The 12,094-nt window shown below is 73.3% G+C and carries 14 protein-coding genes; 8 read left to right on the plus strand and 6 right to left on the minus strand.

Going from position 1 to position 12,094, the window contains the following annotated elements; genetic code table 11:
- Window positions 1-100: 100 nt before the first annotated feature.
- Window positions 101-1,003 (minus strand): transglutaminase-like domain-containing protein, encoded by a 903-nt coding sequence (locus ACIPAE_RS00250; RefSeq protein WP_366413670.1) that lies wholly within the window; start codon window positions 1,001-1,003, stop codon window positions 101-103.
- Window positions 1,000-1,995 (minus strand): GNAT family N-acetyltransferase, encoded by a 996-nt coding sequence (locus tag ACIPAE_RS00255; protein WP_402441922.1) that lies wholly within the window; start codon window positions 1,993-1,995, stop codon window positions 1,000-1,002. Before ACIPAE_RS00255 ends, ACIPAE_RS00250 begins: the two co-directional genes overlap by 4 nt.
- Before the next feature lie 108 nt (window positions 1,996-2,103).
- Here ACIPAE_RS00255 and fdxA point away from each other — a divergent pair, with 108 nt between their 5' ends.
- Both fdxA and dapC read left to right on the plus strand, forming a co-directional pair.
- The gene (gene fdxA / locus ACIPAE_RS00260; protein ID WP_033319951.1) at window positions 2,104-2,424 is read left to right on the plus strand and encodes a ferredoxin; all 321 of its coding nucleotides are present in this window, start codon (window positions 2,104-2,106) and stop codon (window positions 2,422-2,424) included.
- Between the two features lie 109 nt (window positions 2,425-2,533).
- The gene (gene dapC, locus ACIPAE_RS00265; RefSeq protein ID WP_402441925.1) at window positions 2,534-3,640 is read left to right on the plus strand and encodes a succinyldiaminopimelate transaminase; all 1,107 of its coding nucleotides are present in this window, start codon (window positions 2,534-2,536) and stop codon (window positions 3,638-3,640) included.
- Between the two features lie 123 nt (window positions 3,641-3,763).
- Here the strand turns inward: dapC and ACIPAE_RS00270 are convergent, their stop codons facing one another.
- On the minus strand, window positions 3,764-4,717 hold the full coding sequence (locus ACIPAE_RS00270) for a heavy metal transporter (RefSeq protein ID WP_366413667.1): 954 nt from the start codon (window positions 4,715-4,717) through the stop codon (window positions 3,764-3,766).
- Between the two features lie 180 nt (window positions 4,718-4,897).
- Between ACIPAE_RS00270 and dapE the strand changes: the two genes are divergently transcribed.
- The 3 genes from dapE (at window position 4,898) to ACIPAE_RS00285 (ending at window position 8,001) form a co-directional block, all read left to right on the plus strand.
- Window positions 4,898-5,965, plus strand: a complete 1,068-nt coding sequence (dapE, locus tag ACIPAE_RS00275; protein ID WP_329365120.1) for a succinyl-diaminopimelate desuccinylase — start codon at window positions 4,898-4,900, stop codon at window positions 5,963-5,965.
- A 109-nt stretch (window positions 5,966-6,074) separates the two neighbouring features.
- Complete coding sequence (locus ACIPAE_RS00280) at window positions 6,075-7,154, plus strand: alpha/beta hydrolase (RefSeq protein ID WP_402441927.1); 1,080 nt, start codon at window positions 6,075-6,077, stop codon at window positions 7,152-7,154.
- Between the two features lie 16 nt (window positions 7,155-7,170).
- Complete coding sequence (locus ACIPAE_RS00285; RefSeq protein WP_329365116.1) at window positions 7,171-8,001, plus strand: TIGR00730 family Rossman fold protein; 831 nt, start codon at window positions 7,171-7,173, stop codon at window positions 7,999-8,001.
- Window positions 8,002-8,030: 29 nt separating this feature from the next.
- On the opposite strand, the gene folP is transcribed toward ACIPAE_RS00285, so the two are convergent.
- The gene (gene folP, locus ACIPAE_RS00290; RefSeq protein WP_329373944.1) at window positions 8,031-8,843 is read right to left on the minus strand and encodes a dihydropteroate synthase; all 813 of its coding nucleotides are present in this window, start codon (window positions 8,841-8,843) and stop codon (window positions 8,031-8,033) included.
- Window positions 8,844-9,002: 159 nt separating this feature from the next.
- Here folP and ACIPAE_RS00295 point away from each other — a divergent pair, with 159 nt between their 5' ends.
- Window positions 9,003-9,500, plus strand: a complete 498-nt coding sequence (locus ACIPAE_RS00295; RefSeq protein ID WP_402441930.1) for a cell division protein DivIVA — start codon at window positions 9,003-9,005, stop codon at window positions 9,498-9,500.
- Complete coding sequence (locus ACIPAE_RS00300) at window positions 9,493-10,080, plus strand: DNA-3-methyladenine glycosylase I (protein WP_329365114.1); 588 nt, start codon at window positions 9,493-9,495, stop codon at window positions 10,078-10,080. Before ACIPAE_RS00295 ends, ACIPAE_RS00300 begins: the two co-directional genes overlap by 8 nt.
- A 36-nt stretch (window positions 10,081-10,116) precedes the next feature.
- Here ACIPAE_RS00300 and ACIPAE_RS00305 read toward each other — a convergent pair whose 3' ends face one another.
- Window positions 10,117-10,899 carry an enoyl-CoA hydratase-related protein gene (locus tag ACIPAE_RS00305; protein WP_402441932.1) on the minus strand — a complete coding sequence of 261 codons (783 nt, stop codon included), beginning with the start codon at window positions 10,897-10,899 and terminating at the stop codon, window positions 10,117-10,119.
- A 246-nt stretch (window positions 10,900-11,145) separates the two neighbouring features.
- Here ACIPAE_RS00305 and ACIPAE_RS00310 point away from each other — a divergent pair, with 246 nt between their 5' ends.
- Window positions 11,146-11,313 carry a DUF3117 domain-containing protein gene (locus tag ACIPAE_RS00310; RefSeq protein ID WP_073493047.1) on the plus strand — a complete coding sequence of 56 codons (168 nt, stop codon included), beginning with the start codon at window positions 11,146-11,148 and terminating at the stop codon, window positions 11,311-11,313.
- A gap of 54 nt (window positions 11,314-11,367) precedes the next feature.
- Here the strand turns inward: ACIPAE_RS00310 and ACIPAE_RS00315 are convergent, their stop codons facing one another.
- The gene (locus ACIPAE_RS00315; protein WP_329365109.1) at window positions 11,368-12,036 is read right to left on the minus strand and encodes an O-methyltransferase; all 669 of its coding nucleotides are present in this window, start codon (window positions 12,034-12,036) and stop codon (window positions 11,368-11,370) included.
- Window positions 12,037-12,094: the final 58 nt, after the last annotated feature.

Consider the following 12,094-nt stretch of genomic DNA (forward strand, 5'->3'; position numbering starts at 1 on the left):
TCTCCCGCAGCGCTTCGCCTGGGTGGGGGCGCCCCGGCGCAGCCCGGGGGAGCGCCCCCACGCGCCCCTGAATCTGCTCGGCTCCTCCCCGAAGGGAAGGTCAGTTGAGCCGGGCCCGCGCGGCACGCGCCTGCGTGCGGATGGTCGCCGCGGTCTCCGGGTCGAACGAGCCGATCACCTCGGCGTATTCCTCCATCTCGGCCGCGCCGCCGAGGAAGTCGCCCATCTGGACGAGGACCTGGGCCCGTTCGTAGCGCAGGCGGGCCGGATGGCGGGGGAGGAGCAGCGTCAGGTCGAGGGTCCACAGCTGGACGGGGAGGCGCTCGGGCCGGGGCGCGGCCCAGGCCCGGATGTTGTTGAGCACGCGGCGGACGATGTCCAGCGTGTCGGCCGGCGCGGGCGCGGCCATCGCGCGGCCGCCCGCCCCCGTACCGGCCCGGATGCCGCCGACCGAGCCCGACATGAGCCGTTCGGCGTCCGGCCCGGACAGCACGCGGCCCGCGTCGAAGGGGTCGACCAGGACGTACGGCGCCGGGCCGTTGTCGAACTCGGCGCCGAACTCCGCGCCGAACTCCGCTCCGTGCGGCTCCAGTTCGCCGAGCGCCACCACGAAGTGCCCCGGCAGCCCCACCCCGTGCACCGGCGCCCCCGCGCGCCGCGCCACCTCCATCCACACCACCGACAGCAGGATCGGCAGCCCGCGCCGCCGTCGCAGCACCTCCTGGAGCAGCGACGACGACAGCAGCCCGTAGTCCGCGGGCGTGCCGTGGAAGCCGTGCCCGGCGCCCAGCACCCGCCTGAGCGCCTGGGCCCAGTCCTGCGGCGTGGTGGAGCCGTACGGGAGCAGCCCGGCGAGCCGGTCCAGTTCGATCTGGGCCAGGTCCGCCACCGGGCCGTCCAGCGCCGGGTCCGCCTCCGCGCCGATCAGCAGGCACAACTCCGCCAGGTCGGGCCGCTCCTCGCGGGCGGCCGCGGCGAACCGTTCGCGTACCGAAGCCGTCATGCCGGGGGGCGCCGGTAGTGGTAGCCGTGGTGGTCGGTGAAGCCGAGCCGGTCGTAGAGCGCGCGGGCGGCCGCGTTGTCCGCCTCGACCTGGAGGTACGCGGCGGTCGCCCCCTCGTCGTACGCCCGCCGGGCGAGCGCGCCCATCACGGCGGTGGCCAGGCCGCGCCGGCGCTGGTCCGGTGCCACCTCGACGGCGCCGAACAGCGCCCAGGGCCCCTCGACCACGGCCCGGCCGATCGCGCCCGGCGCGGTGGCGAACCACACTGACGGGCCGCCCGAGACCACCTGGAGCGCGGCGTCGGCGAGTTCGCCGGTGCGGTGGTACGAGGCGAGCCAGGCCGCGTCCGGGGTGCGCGACAGCTCCACCGGGCGGCCGGCGGCCTCGGCCAGGGACGTCAACGGGGCGAGCGGGGCGGTACGGACCAGGGTGTCCGCCTCGCGCACCCACCCCGCGCGGTCCAACTCCACGACGTAGGGCGAGGAGTCCGGCACCTGGAACAGCGGCACGAGCCCGCGCTCCTGGTACCACCGTGTCACCGCGGCGAGCGCTTCCGCCGCCGGCATCCCCGGGTCGCCCGTCAACAGCACGGAGTTCGCGCGGCGGGTGAAACCGCCCGCCGCGCGCAGCACCCAGCCGCCCAGCGGCGCCGACTCCACCGGCGGCCAGGCCCGCGACGCCACCGCCTCGATCTCCTCGGCCGTCACCGCGGGCACTCCCGGCCTGCTCCGGCCCCTGTCACGCCGCTCCGGAGCGGGCGGCACCACCTTCCCCGCCACCAGTGTCTCCTCCTCGATCCGCACCGTCTCTCCGGTCCGCCGAGTGACGCAGACCACTCCCGTATTCCAGGATGCGAGAACACCGACCGTATCGGTGAACATAGGATGCCCGTCGGCGACCTCGACCAACTGCCGGACCGAGACGCGTTTTCCCACGTCAGCGGGGGTAATGTGGATTTCGAGTCGAGCTCCGGACGAGAAAACCCCTCGCATGCCTGCCCCTCCTGTTCGGAACGTGCCCAGGAACGGAGATACTAGGTGTGGGCATCGACGACGCCGCGCTCCCGCGCGAGATGAGCCCTACCGAGGAGGAACGACAGCGTGACCTACGTCATCGCGCAGCCTTGTGTCGACGTCAAGGACAAGGCGTGCATCGAAGAGTGCCCGGTCGACTGCATTTACGAGGGCTCCCGGTCCTTGTACATCCATCCGGACGAGTGTGTCGACTGCGGCGCGTGTGAGCCGGTCTGCCCGGTGGAGGCGATCTTCTACGAGGACGACACCCCGGAGGAGTGGAAGGACTACTACAAGGCGAACGTGGAGTTCTTCGACGAACTCGGCTCGCCCGGTGGCGCCTCGAAGCTGGGTCTGATCGAGCGCGACCACCCCTTCATCGCGGAACTGCCCCCGCAGAACCAGTGACCCGGTGACAACCCCCCGGGGCTGACACCGCCGGGCCCCGTCCGGCAGCGCACCGCTGCCGGCACGGGGCCCGGTGTTCTGCGCCGCCCGCACGAACCACCCTGCGAGAGTGAGCACGTTGAGCATCTCCGCCCGCCTTCCGGTCTTCCCGTGGGACCGCCTGGAGCCGTACAAGGCCACGGCGGCCGCGCACCCCGACGGCGTGGTCGACCTGTCCGTGGGCACCCCGGTGGACCCCGTCCCCGAGGTGATCCGGCAGGCACTGACCGCCGCCGCGGACAGCCCCGGCTACCCGCTCACCTACGGCACGGCCGCGCTGCGCGAGGCCGCCGCGCACTACCTGCGCACGTGGCACGGCGTCAGCGGCGCGGACCCGGCGCACATCCTGCCGCTGATCGGCTCCAAGGAACTCGTCGGCTGGCTGCCCACCTTGCTCGACCTGCGCGAGGGCGACCAGGTCGGCTACCCGGCGCTCGCCTACCCGACCTACGAGATCGGGGCGCTCATCGCCCGGGCCGAAGCGGCCGGCTACGACGACCCAGTCGCCGATCTCGACCCGGCCCGCACCCGGCTGCTCTGGCTCAACAGCCCCTCCAACCCGACCGGTCGGGTGCTGTCCGCCGCCGAACTGCGCCGGATCGTGACCTGGGCGCGCGAGCACGGCATCCTCGTCGTCTCCGACGAGTGCTACATCGAACTCGGTTGGGAGGGCACCGAGCCGGTCTCGGTCCTGCACCCCGACGTGTGCGGAGACACCCACGACGGCCTGCTCGCCGTCCACTCCCTGTCCAAGCGGTCCAACTTCGCCGGGTACCGGGGAGCTTTCCTCGCCGGCGACCCCGCGGCCGTCGCCGAACTCCTCGCGGTGCGCAAGCACGCCGGGATGATCGTGCCGCAGCCGGTGCAGGCGGCGATGGTCGCGGCCCTGGGCGACCGCGAGCACGCGGTCGACCAGAAGGCGCGCTACGCCCGGCGCCGGGCCGCGCTGCGCACCGCCTTCGAGGCCGCCGGGTTCCGGGTCGAGCACAGCGAGGCCAGCCTCTACCTGTGGGCCACCCGCGACGAGGACTGCTGGCAGACCGTCGGGGACCTGTCCAAGCAGGGCATCCTCGTCGCCCCCGGCGAGTTCTACGGCCCCACCGGTCAGAACTTCGTCCGTATCGCCTTCACGGCGACGGACGAGCGGGTGGCCGCCGCGGTGGAACGGCTCGGCTGACCCTCCGGGGTGGTGCGTTCCCTCGGGTGAGGGACCACCTGGTGGTGGGTTGCGCGCGCGGTTCCCAGTGCCCCTGGACTCGCCCGGGTACTCCCGGGGCACCCGGGCGGGTCGGGGCGGGGACTACCGCGCGACGGTGATCCGTACGAGCGTGTCCACGGCCGGCGCGGAAGCGCCCTTGGTTCCGGACGGGTCCGAGGTCTTCTGCCACCCCTTGCCGGACTTCTTCGCCTGCCAGCGCATGTCCCCGAAGCTCACCTGCTCCACCTTCAGGTCGTGCGCGTGCGCCACCGCCCACTGCGCCAGCGCCCAGCCGCGCTGCTTGCCGGCGCCGGTCGTGGAACCGCCGGGCGGCGCCGACGGCACCGCCACGGTGCGCGGGTCGCTGTCGTCCCGCGGCCGCACCTGGCTGCCGAACTCCCGCTTCAGCAGGGCCGTCACCTTCTCGGTGTCGCCCAGCCGCCCGCCGGCGCTGTACGCGGTGTTCGCGCCGGTGGTGCAGCTCAGCGCCGCCTCGTCGCGCCCGGTCAGCGCGGCGGCCACCATCGTGGCGTCCGTCTCGTGCTGCGCGTACGCCTCCGGGTAGCCGCTGCGCTGCACCCGCTGCGCGGCCACGGTCACCGGCAGCCGGGTGTAGTTCGGGATCTTCACCAGGCTGTCGAAGAACGCGTTCGACGCGTACACCGGGTCCTGGATCTGCTGGGCGGTGCCCCATCCCTGCGAGGGGCGCTGCTGGAAGAGGCCGAGCGAGTCGCGGTCCCCGGTGTCGAGGTTCACCAGCCGGGACTCCTGCATCGCCGTGGCGAGCGCTATCGTCAGCGCGCGCTCGGGCAGGCCGCGCGAGATCGACACGGCCGCGATCGTCGCGGCGTTCGCGGCCTGGTCCTGGTCGAGGGTCAGGTCGTTGCCGTCGGTCTTCACGGTGCAGCCGGCGGCCGCCGGGTTCTCGTGGTTCTCGAAGCGGTACGCGAGGTAGCCCGCGAGGGCCAGCAACACGATGAAACCGGCGGCGAACCGCAGGCCGCAGCCGCGGCCGCGCTTCTCTTCTTTGCTCGCTGGGGACGGCGACTCGGGCACGGCCGAACCCTACCGAATGTGAGCGCCCCGATCCGCCGGGTCGCCCCGTCAGGTCGGTCCAGGGACCCACCTGCCGCTGGGAGCCCGTCGCTGGGGCACCCCCTCCGGGGGGGTTTCCCGCGCCCCTGCCCGTGTGCGGCTCCTCCCGTCGCACCCGCGGGCACCGCCTACGCTGGCGGGATGGGAACCGTGTTGGACTTGGAGCAGGACGTCGCCGGGTTGACAGCTCAGCTCGTGGACGTGGAATCGGTGAGCCGGGCGGAGGGAGAGCTGGCCGACCTGGTGGCCGCGGCGCTGGCGGCGCAACCGCATCTGCGGGTGGACCGGGACGGCAACGCGGTGGTGGCCAGGACCGAGCTCGGCCGTACCGAACGGGTCGTGCTGGCCGGCCACTTGGACACCGTCCCGATCGCCGACAACCTGCCGTCGCGGCTGGACGCCGACGGCGTGCTGTGGGGCTGCGGCACCTCGGACATGAAGGCGGGCGTCGCGGTCCAGCTCAAACTCGCCGCCGGACTGCGGGAGCCCAACCGCGACCTCACCTTCGTGTTCTACGACGCCGAGGAGATCGCCGCCGAGTTCAACGGGCTCAAGCGCCTCGCCGAGCGCCATCCGGAGTGGCTCGCCGGGGACTTCGCGGTGCTGATGGAACCGACCGACGGCCGGGTGGACGGCGGCTGCCAGGGCACGCTCCGGGTCCGGGTGCAGACCACCGGCCGCCGCGCGCACTCCGCCCGCAGCTGGCTGGGCGAGAACGCCATCCACAAGGCCGCGCCGATCCTGGCCCGGCTGGCGGCGTACGAGCCGCGCCGGGTGGAGATCGACGGCCTGGTCTACCCGGAGGGCCTCAACGCGGTGCTGATCGAGGGCGGCCACGCCGGGAACGTGATCCCGGACACCTGCGCGGTCACCGTCAACTACCGCTTCTCCCCTGACCAGAGCGAGGCCGAGGCGCTGGACCGGGTGCGCGAGGTCTTCGACGGCTTCGAGGTGGTGCTCACCGACAGCGCCCCGGGCGCGCTGCCCGGCCTGTCGCAGCCGGCCGCGGCCGCGTTCGTCGCGGCGATCGGCACCCCGCCGGCGGCGAAGGAGGCGTGGACGGACGTGGCCCGCTTCTCCGCGCTCGGCGTGCCCGCGGTGAACTACGGCCCGGGCGACCCCACCCTCGCCCACACCCGCGAGGAGAACGTCCGGATCGCCGCCGTCCAGGAGGCCGAGCGCAAGCTGCGGGAGTGGCTCACCCCATAGTCCGGGCGGTCCGAGCAACCGAACTGGGGTGCGCGCGCATCCTCCCATCCGCCATGGTGTGATCGGATACGCCCGATCCGGGCGAAGTTCGGGGGGAGAGGACACGGTCATGGGGCTGACCAGCACGTGGTTCGCCGTGGTGCTCCTGATCGCGGCGGTCGGCGCGGTGGTGGCCGCGCTCCTGCTGTGGGCGAAGGTGCGCGGCCCCCGTGTGGTGCGCACCGTGGCCCGGGTGGGCATGATCCTGCTCTGCCAGGCCACCGCGATCTGCCTGATGATGGTCCTGGTGAACAACCAGTACGGCTTCTACGCCTCCTGGGCCGACCTGCTCGGCGACGCCAACAGCGGCGGTGGCGGCACCGCCTCCGCCGCCCACCCGGCCGTGACGCCCGCCGTACCCGACTACCACGTGGTGTTCGGCTCGTACTCCGCGGGATTCCGCCGCGCCACGGTGCGCGGCTGGCACTCCGGCAGCAAGGGCGAGGTGATCGTCTGGCTGCCGCCGCAGTACGCCGCGAAGGGGTACGCCCACACCCGCTTCCCGGTGATCGAGGTGCTGCACGGCATACCCGGCACGCCGCACAGCTTCCTGCGCGGCATGCGGATCGGCCGGATCATGGCCGGCGAGATCGCGGCGGGCCGGGCCGAACCCGCGATCCTGGTGCTGCCCACGATCACCCCGGACCGGGTGGACACCGGCTGCGCGGACGTGCCGGGCAAGAGCAAGGTCGCCACCTGGCTCACCGACGACGTGCCGACCACCGTCGCGGCCAACTTCCGTACCCTGCCCGGCCCCGCCGGCTGGGCGGTGATGGGCATATCCACCGGCGGCTACTGCGCGGCCCGGCTCGCCCTGGACTACCCGCACCGGTTCGCCGCCGCGGCCGCGCTCGCACCCGACGACCCGGCCCACGGGGTGCGCAACCCGCTGTGGCTGGCCCGCAACGGCCGCCCGGCGGCCCACATCCTGGTCGAGTCCAGCCTCCAGGACCGGGAGAGCCCGCCGAAGTTCGCCGACGCGATCGCCGACGCGGTACGGCCGCCCGGCACCGTCAGCACCGTCCAGCTGACCGCGGGCGGGCACAACTGGAAGACCTGGAGCCGGATGTTCCCCGGCGCCCTGACCTGGCTCAGCGGGCGGCTGGAAGCGCCGCGAGCGGTGCCTTTGGCACCGTCGACGGCACCCTGATGCGTACGCTGCGGGTATGACAACAGACGCAACCGACTCCGACGACGCGGGTGGGAACGCCGGTGACTGGCAGGACGCAGCAGCCGCGGCCAACGCCGCCGCCGAGGGCCGCCCGGAGGGCAAGGGCTGGCCGGAACGGCACACCGGGCCGGTGATCCGCCGACGTGGACAGGTGCTCTCCGGCACCACCGACCAGCGCCTGCTGGACAGCCGCGGCGCCACCGACTGGGTGCACAGCGACCCGTGGCGGGTGCTGCGTATCCAGTCCGAGTTCGTGGAGGGCTTCGGCGCGCTCGCCGAACTCGGCTCGGCGGTCAGCGTGTTCGGCTCCGCCCGCACCCCGGTCGACTCCCGCGAGTACGACGCCGGGGTCCGGATCGGCCGCGCCCTCGCGGAGGCCGGCTTCGCGGTCATCACCGGCGGCGGCCCCGGCGCCATGGAAGCGGCCAACAAGGGCGCGCTGGAGGCCGGCGGGGTCTCCGTCGGCCTCGGCATCGAGCTGCCCTTCGAGCAGGGGCTCAACCCCTACGTCGACATCGGCGTCAACTTCCGCTACTTCTTCGTCCGCAAGACCATGTTCGTCAAGTACGCCCGCGGGTTCGTGGTGCTGCCCGGCGGATTCGGCACCCTCGACGAGCTCTTCGAAGCGCTCACGCTCGTCCAGACCAAGAAGGTCACCCGCTTCCCGATCGTCCTCTTCGGCACCGAGTACTGGGGCGGCCTGGTCTCCTGGGTCCGCCAGACCCTCGTCGCCGAGGGCAAGGCGTCCCCCGCCGACCTCGAACTCTTCCACGTCACCGACGACGTCGACGACGCGGTCGAAAGGGTCACCAAGGAAAGCGCGTAAGCGGGGCGCCCCTGACCCACCCCGGAGGGTCAGGCGAGCCCCCTCCGGGCCACCCGGGGTTCGCTCGCACCGGAGATCGCCGCGACCATCTCCAGGACCTGCCGGGTCTCCGGCACTTCGTGGACCCGGTACACCTGCGCCCCCAGCCACGCCGACACCGCGGTGGTCGCGAGCGTGCCGATCAGCCGCTCCTTGACCGGCCGGTCCAGCGTCTCCCCGACGAAGTCCTTGTTGGACAGGGAGACCAGCACCGGCCACCCGGTGGCCGTCATCTCGGGCAGCCGCCGGGTCGCCTCCAGCGAGTGCCGGGTGTTCTTGCCGAAGTCGTGCCCGGGGTCGATGAGGATGCCGTCGCGCCGCACCCCCAGCTTCTCGGCGCGCTCGGCGAGCCCGACGGTGACCCGGAGGATGTCGGCCATCACGTCGTCGTAGCCGATCCGGTGCGGCCGGGTCCGCGGCCGCACCCCGCCCGCGTGGGTGCACACCAGCCCCACCCCGTACCGCGCGGCCACCTCGGCCAGTTCGGGATCGACCCCGCCCCACGCGTCGTTGAGCAGGTCGGCGCCCTCCTCGCAGACGGCCCGCGCCACCTCGTGCCGCCAGGTGTCCACGCTGATCACCACGTCGGGGTGGCGGCGCCGCACCTCCGCGACGAACCGGACGGTGCGCCGGATCTCCTCGTCCGCCGACACCTCCTCGCCCGGCCCCGCCTTGACCCCGCCGATGTCGACGATCGCGGCACCCTCGGCGATCACCCGCGCGACCCGTTCGAGCGCCGGCTCGTCGGTGAAGGTGGCGCCCTGGTCGTAGAACGAGTCGGGCGTCCGGTTAACGATCGCCATGATCACCGGCTCCCGCTCACCGAATTCCCGGCTGCCCAGCCGAAGTCCCACGGTCACTCCTCATCTCAGACTCATGCGATCGTGGCACGATCGTGCCTGACATGGAGGACCCGCCGATCCGGACGGCAGGTCCCTGGGCCGTACCCCGGGAGTATCGACGTGTTCTGGTTCATGCTCATCGCGCTCGTCGCGGTGGTCGCCGCGGTGGCGCTGGCCGTACTCGGCGACGGCGGCGCGCTCAAGGACTCCCAGCCCGACCGGCTCGAGGACCGGCTGCCCCCCGACCGCCCGCTGGCCCGCGCCGACGTGGACGCGGTCCGGCTGCCGGTGGGCCTGCGCGGCTACCGCATGCTCGACGTGGACGAGGTGCTGGAGCGGCTCGGCGCGGAACTGGCCGAACGCGACGCCCGCATCGCCGAGCTGGAGGCCCACCTCGCCGGCGCCCACGCCGGCGCGCACCGCTACGACACCTCCGCCGCGCCCGGCACGTCCCCCCAGACCGCCCCCGGCGCCCCGTACGGGAGCGGCGGCGGCAACGGGCAGGGATACGGCCACGGATACGGTGGCGGGCCCGGCAGCGGCTACGCAGAGCCCGCCACCCGTCCCGACCGGCCGGTGGCCGGCCCCGACGACCTCCCGGGCGGCACGGGTGAGTGACGGCACCGCCATCCCCGGCCCCGACGGCCTGCTCCGCTGCCCCTGGGGACTGTCCACCCCCGACTACCTGGCGTACCACGACGAGGAGTGGGGCAAGCCGGTGCACGGCGACGACGCCCTCTTCGAGCGGATCTGCCTGGAGGCCTTCCAGTCCGGGCTGTCGTGGATCACCATCCTGCGCCGCCGCGAGACCTTCCGCGCCGCCTTCCGGCACTTCGCCATCGACAAGGTCGCCGCGTTCACCGACGAGGACCGGACCCGGCTGCTCGCCGACCCCGGGATCATCCGCAACCGCGCCAAGGTCGACGCCGCGATCTCCAACGCCGCCGCCGCCCGCGAGGTCCGCGACACCTACGACGGCGGCCTGGACGCCCTCGTCTGGTCCTTCGCCCCGGACCCCGCGAGCCGCCCCGCCCCGCGCACCCTCTCCGACGTCGCGGCCACCACCCCCGAGTCCACCGCGCTCTCCAAGGACCTGAAGAAACGCGGCTTCCGCTTCGTGGGCCCGACCACCGCGCACGCCCTGATGCAGGCGTGCGGCCTGGTCAACGACCACCTGGCGGACTGCACGGCCCGCTGACCCGACCGTCGCCCCGGCCACTCGGCGCCCCTCGGGTCAGCGCCCCTCGAACCTCGGCTTCCGCTTCGCGACGAACGCCGAGACCGCCTCACGGTGGTCGGCCGACGCCCCCGCCCGCGCCTGGAGGGTGTCCTCGTGGGCGAGCGACTCCTCCAGCGTGTGCGACGCCCCGTACGCCAGCGCCTCCTTCATCGCGCCGTACGCGACGGTCGGGCCGTCGGCGAGCGCCCGGGCCACCGCGACCGCGGCCTGGGCCAGCGCGGGCGCCGGAAGCACCTGGTGCACCAGGCCGAGCGCCAGCGCCTCCTGCGCGGGCACCGGCCGCGGGAACATCAGCAGCTCCGCGGCCCGCGCCTGGCCGACCAGCCGCGGCAGCGTCCACGACATCCCGGAGTCCGTGGACAGCGCCACCCCGGCGAACGCGGTGGTGAAGGACGCCGTGTCCGCGGCGAGCCGGTAGTCCGCGGCGAACGCGAACCCCGCGCCCGCCCCGGCCGCCACCCCGTTGACCGCGGCGACCACCGGCTTGGGCATGGTGGCCAGGGCGGTGACGATCGGGTTGTAGTGCTCGGCGACCGTCGCCAGGCCGCCGCCCGACTCCAGGATGCCGACGTGCTCCTTGAGGTCCTGTCCGACGCAGAACGCCCGGCCGGTCGCGGTGAGCAGCACGGCGCGCACCGCCTCGTCGGAGCCCGCGGTCCGCAGCGCCTCGCGCAACGCGTTCTTCGTATTCGTGTCGAGTGCGTTCATGGCCTCCGGTCGGTTCAGGGTGACCGTCGCCAAGCCGTCCTCGACCTCGTACAGCACGCTCTCGCCCATGCCAGAACCCCTTCGTCGCGGCAAGTGTCCTGGCCAGGATGCCGGACCCGATGACGGTCCGACATGTGACGTACATCAAACCGCGCCGGGCCCGGAAGCGGCCCGACCCGGCGAAATAGCCGGGTTTGGGGGATCGGAATGTACAACGGAGTGCTACGGCTATTGGTCATCAGGTCGACTGATGCGGGATAATGGCCGAGAACCAATGTGTTCGAGTCCGAGCTGGTTTCAGGAAGGGGAACGAGCATGGCGGCCATGAAGCCGCGGACGGGTGACGGCCCGCTCGAGGTGACCAAGGAGGGGCGGAGCATCATCATGCGCGTTCCGCTGGAGGGCGGCGGGCGGCTGGTAGTAGAGCTGACCCCGGACGAGGCGGACGCCCTGGGCGATGCGCTGAAGAAGGCCATCGTCTGAGACCAGCGGTCCCGAATCGTCACGGCCACGTACGTCCCACGTACGTGGCCGTGCTCATGCGCGGCGGATGGCGCAGAGGAGGCCGTCATCCGTGGGCAGCAGGACCGGGGCCAGTCGCGGGCTGTCCCGGACCGCCCGCATCAGGTCGCGCAAGTGCAGGGACTCGGCGTCCTGGTGGGAGGCGTCCAGCGCGCGGCCCTGGGCGAAGGCGCCCTCGAAGCAGAGCACGCCGCCGGGGCGCAGCAGCCGCAGCGACTCGTCGAGGTAGTCCAGGCACTCCAGCCGGTCGGCGTCGCAGAAGACCAGGTCGTACCCGCCGTCGGTGAGGCGGGGCAGCACGTCGAGGGCGCGGCCGCAGATGAAGCGGGCCCGGTTGGCGGCGACCCCGGCCTCGCGGTACGCCTCACGGGCGAGCTGCTGGCGGTCGGGTTCGGAGTCCACGGTGGTCAGCACCCCGTCGGGCCGCATGCCGCGCAGCAGGTGGATGCCGGAGACGCCGGTGCCGGTGCCGATCTCGACCACGGACTTCGCGTCGCAGGCCCCGGCGAGCAGTCGCAGGGCCGCGCCGGTGCCGGGGGAGACCGCGCGCAGCCCCTCCGTACGCGAGCGGGCGCGGGCGCGTATCAAGGCGTCGTCCTCGGCGACGAAGGCGTCCGCGAACGCCCAGCTCGCCTGCCGGTTGCCGGTAATGGCCGCTCCCCTTGTCCGGTGTTCTCCTTGCAATTGCGCCGCCCGGGCGACTGTATCCGTTGCCGCCGGGAACCTGCTGATGGGACCGGGC

It is taken from the genome of Streptomyces sp. NPDC087270 (assembly GCF_044744625.1).
Taxonomy (GTDB): Bacteria; Actinomycetota; Actinomycetes; order Streptomycetales; family Streptomycetaceae; genus Actinacidiphila.

Coding starts and splice junctions, on each gene's coding strand:
- dapE (WP_329365120.1), top strand. CDS start 4,898: ATGGGAACCGTGTTGGACTTGGAGCAGGACGTCGCCGGGTTGACAGCT.
- ACIPAE_RS00280 (WP_402441927.1), top strand. CDS start 6,075: ATGGGGCTGACCAGCACGTGGTTCGCCGTGGTGCTCCTGATCGCGGCG.
- ACIPAE_RS00285 (WP_329365116.1), top strand. CDS start 7,171: ATGACAACAGACGCAACCGACTCCGACGACGCGGGTGGGAACGCCGGT.
- ACIPAE_RS00305 (WP_402441932.1), bottom strand. CDS start 10,899: ATGGGCGAGAGCGTGCTGTACGAGGTCGAGGACGGCTTGGCGACGGTC.
- ACIPAE_RS00250 (WP_366413670.1), bottom strand. CDS start 1,003: ATGACGGCTTCGGTACGCGAACGGTTCGCCGCGGCCGCCCGCGAGGAG.
- ACIPAE_RS00310 (WP_073493047.1), top strand. CDS start 11,146: ATGGCGGCCATGAAGCCGCGGACGGGTGACGGCCCGCTCGAGGTGACC.
- ACIPAE_RS00255 (WP_402441922.1), bottom strand. CDS start 1,995: ATGCGAGGGGTTTTCTCGTCCGGAGCTCGACTCGAAATCCACATTACC.
- folP (WP_329373944.1), bottom strand. CDS start 8,843: ATGGCGATCGTTAACCGGACGCCCGACTCGTTCTACGACCAGGGCGCC.